Source organism: Niastella populi (assembly GCF_002078015.1).
Taxonomy (GTDB): domain Bacteria; phylum Bacteroidota; class Bacteroidia; order Chitinophagales; family Chitinophagaceae; genus Niastella; species Niastella populi.
Genome location: NZ_LWBP01000018.1, coordinates 1 through 8,013 on the forward strand (window position 1 = coordinate 1; position 8,013 = coordinate 8,013).

Annotated in this window: 7 protein-coding genes; 5 read left to right on the forward strand and 2 right to left on the reverse strand. The window is 43.4% G+C overall.

Going from position 1 to position 8,013, the window contains the following annotated elements:
- The 3 genes from A4R26_RS34770 to A4R26_RS04805 form a co-directional block, all read left to right on the forward strand.
- Positions 1–335: hypothetical protein (locus A4R26_RS34770; RefSeq protein ID WP_207625677.1), on the forward strand; the 335-nt coding region annotated here is incomplete at its 5' end.
- Positions 336–669: 334 nt separating this feature from the next.
- The gene (locus A4R26_RS04800; RefSeq protein WP_081161437.1) at positions 670–861 is read left to right on the forward strand and encodes a hypothetical protein; all 192 of its coding nucleotides are present in this window, start codon (positions 670–672) and stop codon (positions 859–861) included.
- A 202-nt stretch (positions 862–1,063) separates the two neighbouring features.
- The gene (locus A4R26_RS04805; RefSeq protein WP_081161440.1) at positions 1,064–2,461 is read left to right on the forward strand and encodes a Fic family protein; all 1,398 of its coding nucleotides are present in this window, start codon (positions 1,064–1,066) and stop codon (positions 2,459–2,461) included.
- Between the two features lie 86 nt (positions 2,462–2,547).
- On the opposite strand, the gene A4R26_RS35795 is transcribed toward A4R26_RS04805, so the two are convergent.
- Positions 2,548–2,670, reverse strand: coding sequence for a hypothetical protein (locus A4R26_RS35795; protein WP_278248404.1), 123 nt, complete (start codon positions 2,668–2,670; stop codon positions 2,548–2,550).
- 486 nt (positions 2,671–3,156) lie between these two features.
- On the opposite strand from A4R26_RS35795, the gene A4R26_RS04810 reads away from it, so the two are divergent.
- Entirely contained in the window at positions 3,157–4,794 is a 1,638-nt protein-coding gene (locus A4R26_RS04810; RefSeq protein WP_081161443.1) for a DNA recombination protein RmuC, read from the forward strand.
- 87 nt (positions 4,795–4,881) lie between these two features.
- Here the strand turns inward: A4R26_RS04810 and A4R26_RS04815 are convergent, their stop codons facing one another.
- Entirely contained in the window at positions 4,882–6,873 is a 1,992-nt protein-coding gene (locus A4R26_RS04815) for an amidohydrolase family protein (RefSeq protein ID WP_081161447.1), read from the reverse strand.
- Between the two features lie 409 nt (positions 6,874–7,282).
- Between A4R26_RS04815 and A4R26_RS34775 the strand changes: the two genes are divergently transcribed.
- Positions 7,283–7,426, forward strand: a complete 144-nt coding sequence (locus tag A4R26_RS34775; protein WP_165760151.1) for a hypothetical protein — start codon at positions 7,283–7,285, stop codon at positions 7,424–7,426.
- Positions 7,427–8,013 lie beyond the last annotated feature (587 nt).

The following is an 8,013-nucleotide window of genomic DNA, read 5'->3' on the forward strand; positions in this document are numbered from 1 at the left end:
GAGAAGTAACGGTGACCATTCCTGCTTTTGTACCACGCAACATGGTGCAGGAGGCCCGGGGAACAACCCATTTCAGGATCGTGGCCGCCGCCGCTGCCATCAACTTCGACACGGAGAAGTACGAGTACGCCATGCAGGGAACCGCTGATTTGCCTTATAACAGCGATCCCACGCAGGCAAATACCCTTACACTGGCATTGCCGGCCAATAGCACCGATACGGTTGTGGCGGTACTGGGCATCGAGTATTACCAACGGGTGAACTCCCGCAGCTATGCGCTGAAATCGGGTGATCACAATGCTTCCAGTATTGTGTTGGTAGATAAGGTTAGTTGACCAGTTGACGAGTTGACCAGTAATCGACATTAGGCAACCATGAACGGCTTACCTCCTGTAATGGAAACGCTGTCGTTGTTACAGCAGCCATACAACCGAAGCCCGGATTCATCGTTGCCAGCCTACCCTGATTTGTTGCGGTCAACTTACCCTATGCGCTTGTTTGCCCCAAAGCAGGTATGCAATTACAGAAGCTTCCATACTTGCCTTCAGGCAGACCTTATTGGCCAGCGCCCTGTGCGCAGGGGCCGTGGCCGGTAAGTTGCGCAGATGTGGTTATTGGCAATGATTAGTAGAAAGCGGTGATTATTTGTTAACCAGTAAATTTTTTAATATGAGCAATATTATCAACCGGATACAGGGTTCCACCCCGAAGTTTTTCAAAATACTTCGCAACGTAGGTGTGGCGCTGGTAGCCGTAAGTGTAGCGATGTTTGCATTCCCCGGCCTGACAGGTTACCTTGCTGTGGCCGGTGGCGTAATGGGCGCCGTAAGCCAATTGGCAGTGCTCAACGAAGATGAATAGTTTTATGGAAGGGTTTATGGAAGGGTCCCGCTACGGCGGGACTCTTTTATAATGCCAGGTTATTGGCCTTTCATTGCGAAGTTCAATTATGAAACAGGTAGAAATAGAGGTTTGTGGATTATGTCGCAATACCGGGATTTTACGACAATTTTTATGTAATTTTGACGCACAAACAATAAAATTGTCGCATAAACTGTCATAAATGAGTCGCAATAGTAAAGTCACACAACAGATTGAGGTCATAATAAAGGTGCTTAGCTTAATGGAACATGGAGGGAGTATTGAAGAAATTAAAGTCGCATCTGGCCTTGATATCGAGCTTCGCACCCTTCAGAGGCGATTGGCCGACCTTAAAAAATTAGGGTTAGTAAAAACTTCCGGTGATAAACGCTCTACAAGGTATCATTATACAGTACCGCGTGTTGAACGGTCAGGAGCAGATTTTGAAAATACTACTAAGGGCATGAGCATATTGCCCCTTTCGGAAGAAGGGCAGGAAATCCGCTCGCTTGTTTTGCTTCCAGAACCGCGCCGTAAGCCAGTAGGATATAACCGTGAATTCCTGGAACGCTACCGGCCTAACATTGACAGTTATTTGAAGTCAGGTGAAAAACAAAAACTTGGGGAGGTGGGTAAAACACTGAGAGAAGATCAACCCGCTGGAACCTATGTTAAAGAAATCCTACACCGACTGCTTATTGATCTGTCATGGAACTCCAGTCGCCTTGAAGGTAACACCTACTCTTTACTGGATACCGAGCGGCTCATTGTGCAGGGCAAGGCTGCCAGCAATAAGTCGGCCAGGGATGCGCAGATGATCCTTAATCACAAGGATGCTATAGAGTTTATTGTACAGGGTACCGATGGTATCGGGCTTAACCGTTATACAATCCTGAACCTGCATGCGCTACTTTCAAACAACCTGCTTCCTGATCCGGCAGCATCAGGTAGACTCCGCACATTCGCTGTGGGAATTTCCAAATCTGTATATACTCCACTTGCCATGCCGCAATTGATAGAAGCTATGTTTGAACGCATCCTGGAAAAAGCGGACCAAATTCAAAATCCATTTGAGCAAGCTTTTTTCCTCATGGTTCATATCCCTTACCTGCAACCCTTCGATGATGTAAACAAGCGTGTATCGCGTTTGGCAGCGAATATACCCCTGAATCGTAATAATATTTCGCCATTATCATTTACCGATGTGCCAAGCGATCTTTACACCCAGGGTATGCTGGGAATATATGAGCTAAACCGCATTGAACTTTTGAAAGATATATTCTTGTGGGCGTATGAACGTTCCTCCCTGAAATACGCTGCGGTTCGTCAATCCCTCGGAGAGCCTGACCCGTTCCGCCTAAAATATAGGGAACAGATGCGTACGCTTATAACCGAGATAATTTCAAAAACCCTTGGACGGGAAGAATCTGTTGCGTTAATGAATGACAGGGCCTTGCAACTACCTTCAAATGACAGAACTAAATTCATTGAAACGGTAGAAACGGAACTAATGTCTTTGCATGAGGGTAATTTCGCACGTTATTGGGTTACTCCTGCTGAGTTTAGGAGTTGGAAAAATGTATGGGATATTTCAGATTAAAAACAGTTTGCTTCCAGTGAAGATACTGACACAGGATAGATGGTGATGTTTTCAATGGCAAGGGTATTCAACAATCTTTTCCGGTTTTAAAAATCCCCCGGCCTCTCGAACTTCTTAAGCCGCCGTAACGTATTTGCAAAATTGATCGCTGTGCCATCGTACACCTCATGGCCATAACCATACTTTTCGTTCAACTCGAATAGCATCATATACAAAGTATATGGGTTCTGGGCTTTCTGCCACCCACTTAATGATCAGGTCTACTATTTCGTTCATGACCGGCTGAAAGGTCATTCTACCATCACTCCACGCACCCCGTTATTATCGGATTTATTCTTTCCCCGGTTAAGAAAAACATTTTTTCCATCGTAAATCATTCTTCTTTCATCTTCGAATGCCTTCGCCGAGTGCCCTAAGGGCTGAAAACTCGAACTTTTTGTTGATGGATTTAGTTAGCCTACGTTGATAAAAGTAAGTATAGCTGGTAAAGATTCGAAGCACGTATGCATCATAAACACTCCCGGTTTTACTAATACATATAAACTATTAGCGCATATATAAAGTTGCTATAGATAAACCGTTTTTTATTATCTTTCAGCTTTCTCTTTCTATCCAACCCACTCACTCTAAGATTCCCTACAACGGATAATGACTGATCTAGATTTCTTCTTTATTTAAATATCAATCATCACAACATGGATAGCACAATATTCATTTTGATAACTGTTACCGCATTTACTGTTGGTTTTGTTATTGCCTGGGTTTTAGCTAAAGGCAAAGCAAAGTCACAAATTACTGAGTTAAAAACCAGGCTTCAGCTACTTGAACAATCGACTGCATTAAAACAGCAGGAATTACATGAAGTAAACAGAAAGTGGGAAGATTCACAAATGTTATTAGTAAAAGCACAACAACTTAATGCGGCCTCAAATACGCAAATTGAATTACTTAATGGCTCTTTGGAAGAACATAAAAAAACAGGAAGCGATAAGGAGATTGTATTAAAGGAAAAACAAGAACTGCTGACCGATGCACTACAAGCAAAAGCTAAATCAGAAGAGTCTATTTTACAAAAAAATAAGACAATTGATGAATTGAAAAGAAGGGAAGGTGATCTTGGTCAGGAAATAAATGAATTGAAAAGACAGGTAATGACGCTAAAGGAAGACAATGCAAGCCTGGAGGCTAATGCTAAAGCGGTTTCTACTCGTCTGGAAGAACAACAAAAATTTGTAGAAGATGCACAAAAGAATTTGAAAGATGCTTTTGGTGCTTTATCTGCCAATGCTTTACAGAATAACAATGCCACTTTTGTAGAGTTAGCAAAGGCTAAACTGGAAGAAAAAGTAACGGAATCCAAAAGTGAATTGGAAAAAAGGCAGCAAGCCATAGATGCTGTAGTAAAACCTTTATCCGAAAGCCTTACGAAAATGGATGACAAAATCAACGCATTGGAATTAAAGCGTGAGGGCGCTTATAGTCATATGAACTCTTTGTTAGACCAAATGAAACAAAGTACTGCGGCCCTAGACAAAGAAACGCGAAGTTTAGTAAGCGCATTAAAAACAAGCACCAGTCGTGGTCGCTATGGTGAAATCGCTCTCCGGCGCCTGGTCGAATTTGCAGGAATGCAGGAGCATTGCGATTTTGAAGAACAAGTAAGTACAGAAACCGACAATGGTCGTTTAAGACCAGATATGATAATACGGTTGCCAGAAAAGAGATGCGTTGTTGTAGATAGTAAGGTGCCGCTAACTTCTTATCTGGAAGTCTTCGAAACTGAAGATCAGAATGCGCAAAAATTATCAATGGATAAACATGTTCAGGCTATCAGAGGACATCTGAAACAATTAGGCAGCAAAGCATATTGGGATCAATTTAACGACGCACCTGATTTCGTAGTGATGTTTATGCAAATTGAAAGCAGCTTCGGTGCTGCGCTACAAATTTGGCCCGGGATGATAGAAGAAGCGTTAAATAATCGTATAATACTTGCCACTCCTACCACATTGATTACAATCCTTAGAAGTATTGGTTATAGTTGGAATCAGCTAAGTACTATAGAAAACATTGAAGCAATCCGTGATGCCGCCGTGGAATTATACGAACGAAGTGCAACCCTAATGGAGCACATCGCAAGCATTGGTAAAAGCCTGACTGGAACAATAAATAACTACAATAAAGCAGTAGGCAGCTTAGAAGGCAATTTTTTACCACAAGGGCGAAAGATCAATCAATTAGCACAAGGCTTTGTCAAAAAAGATTTGCCAGAGATAATGACAATAGACATAACAGCAAGGGAAGTTGTAGCGCCACCACCCCAAGCCACTTAACTTTCACCATGGACAGCTTATTAACACCTCTAATGTAAATAATGAAAGTAAGCCTATTGATTTCGTCTTGTTCCCGGCCAATTCCCCTTACGGTTTTGCCTTACTCCTGAATTCAACAAGCTGATGCAACACTTCGGGTTGATACAATTGCCCATCCTTGATCACCAATTGTACATTGCGCAGATCGCTGATATTGGTGAGTGGGTTGCCGTTTACGATAACCAGGTCGGCCTGTTTGCCTGTTGTTATGGAACCCGTTACCGCACTTTTGCCCATAACCTGGGCAGGAATAATGGTAGCTGTTTTAAGCGCCTCGGCTGGAGTAAGACCGCCTGCTACATACAGTTCCAGTTCACGGGCTACACTATACCCAGGGAAACACATATCTGTACCAGCTACAATAGGTACGCCTGCATCATACAGCTTTTTTACCAACATGCCCATACTTTTAATCGCAGGTTTATACAATTGAGCGGTGGCTGAATCCAGGCCCATACTTTTAAACTGTGTCTGAAGCGTGAGCGGCAGCGTATAAAAAGCCGGCTCCAGCTTTGTAATATCTTCCTTTATATTCCTGGCCGAGAGCTCATAAACACCTATAGTAGGATCTATTACCGTACGGTGCTGTTTCACAAAATCGATAGCAGCATGCGTCAGCGAGTCTTCAAGATCAAAATTGCGGTACTTATCTTTTTTCATGAGATCGATCAAAAATGGCAGGTGGTTCACCATATCCATCCCTGAGTCAACGGCCGCCCGAAGGTTCATACCACGTGGAATATGCCCGGTAACGGTAAGTCCTAACCGGTGTGCTTCATCACAGATCACCTTAACGATTTCAGGCTTTACAGAGCTATACAGTTTGATCTGATCGAAACCCAGGTCCTTGTAACGATTAACCGCTTTGATAGCGGTCGACGGTGAATCCGTCTGGATAATGCCAAGGGCTATTGGCCCTTTGCCGTCGATGATCCCGGCCATTAAGATATGAGGCCCTACCCCGCTGCCGTTGTCGATCGCTTTTTTTGTTGCCGTTATAAAATCAAGTTCATTGGCACAATCGCGCACCGTGGTTACGCCGGCGGCCAGATAAGCCGGTCCCCATTCCGTTTGCTGAAAATGTGCGTGCATATCCCAAAGACCAGGCACTATGCTTTTTCCGGTTGCATCGATCACCCGGATGTTGGCAGGCACAGTTACATTATCGCCCATCTGGTAAATGCGGCCATCTTTGATCAGCAGCACATTGTTCGGTACTGCAATGCCTTTCTCTACATCTATTACCTGGCCGCCCCTGATGGCGAGCATCTTTTCGGGCCGTGTACTCCCTTGTATGGAAGCGGTAAAGGCAGCCATGCCATATTGAGCGCCAAAGGCAATGAACGATGGTAGCAGCGCGCTATAAGCTTCCCGGATCATCTCCGTCTTATCTCCCTCGGCATCTATTGTCAGGATGCATACAAGATCATCGTGCTGGTCTGTCCATACCATTTCGCTGCCCCAGATAAGCCCGCGGATGGCCAGGCGGTTCAGGATAACGGGTTTCCCTTTAAGGGTTACTGTGTCGGTACCCTCCCGGCGGATCTGCAGGGCGCCGGTGGGAAGTGTATGAATATTGGCAGGCCGTTTTTTCCGTTTCCAGTACGTCAACAGCAACTGCTGCACGGTAGCCGGGGAATATCCTTCTATGGTAAAAGTATTCGGTAACAGCCGTTGGCTGAATGATGTATCGGCTGTTCGCACATACGCTTGCTGACCGGTAATACTAACTGAATCGTGCACCTGTGAAAAGCGGGATGTTTTTCCCTTCATGAAAAAAGACAGCGGTTCACCGGCTGCATTTACGCGAATACTTGCAGTGAGGGGGACCGGACTTCCCCGGTCAACAAACTTAAAATCCACATCATACTGAATGGTACCATTCGTTTTGGTAATGTGATACACTTCGCGTCCTATAGCCTGCTGAAACTTGTGTAATATAAATACCCCGCTGTCTGAATAAATGGAATGGGCCTCTTGGGCTATGCAGGGAGAAAGAAAAAGCAAAACGCTGAAGATGGATAAGGTTTTTTTCGCCATACGCTAAAGATACGAAAATCGGTGGCGTTCGGCGGTTTGCGTTATGAGAAAAGATACATAAACAACACTCACATAATAAGGCAGGCCGGCGCCTGCCTTTCTTTTTATTCTCCGATTATTACGACTTTGCGCGCCCCCACTCACCGTTGGACATCACAACTTATACTTATGAAATCCCCTGTTAATAAGGGCTTTATAGCGATTGCCCGCTCTTTGGGATAATAAAACACACCATGAGTTGATTTAGCAGCCCCAAAAACTGCAATATCTTTGTACTGTCAAAAGAAGAATATATCCCCGGTCATTACTACTGCTACTACCCGATTGTTTTGCCTCATAAAGATTTTATCAGTGCTATCGTTTGATATTTAGCTTCCCTGATAATCAATAAACTTAAAAATATACAATTATGATATCAGCTATTAAAACTTTGTTTTTTGATAAGGAACTGGTTAGTAAGATCAAAACTTCTGACGTAGACAGCAATAGGTTATATGCCCAGCTGATCAGTGGAAAGATCACGCTGCAGGAGTATATCTCTGCTACCCGTTAAGGCATGTCCTGTTACCAGGGCATTACTTAGGCTTATTAATACGACCGATGGCGTCAGCGACAGGTTCAGGAATTTTTCTTTATGAATATACCTGAAATGTCTTTGATGCCTTTTTTTCTGCCCTTACCTTGCCTATCACCTCGTTCCGACTTCGACCAATGAAAATCGGCACATTTATCGGCCGAAATTGCTCACTTATCGGCCGAAACCACACACATATTGGTTGCTGTTGGCGGCTTGAAAAAATCATCGTTTATTCGTTTAGTCATAGCTGATTATCCAACTTGTTGGCATGACATCACCATGATCTATTAAGGGGTAATGATAATTTGCATGGTAGGTGCAGTTGGATATTAAAAAAAATCAAGAGTCGTACAACTGACAAATAGAACATTTTACGTTGACAATAAAACAATAGAGCTCGTTAGAAAGGGAGAGTTTGAATTTTTACCAATATCGGGTAAAATATAATAGATCTTATCCTACATTCGATGGGTTCTTGATTGTTTTTTATATTTTGAATTATGTTTGAATTGAAAATAAATGCAAATTCTAATTGATAACATTTTACAGCAGGCAAAACAATA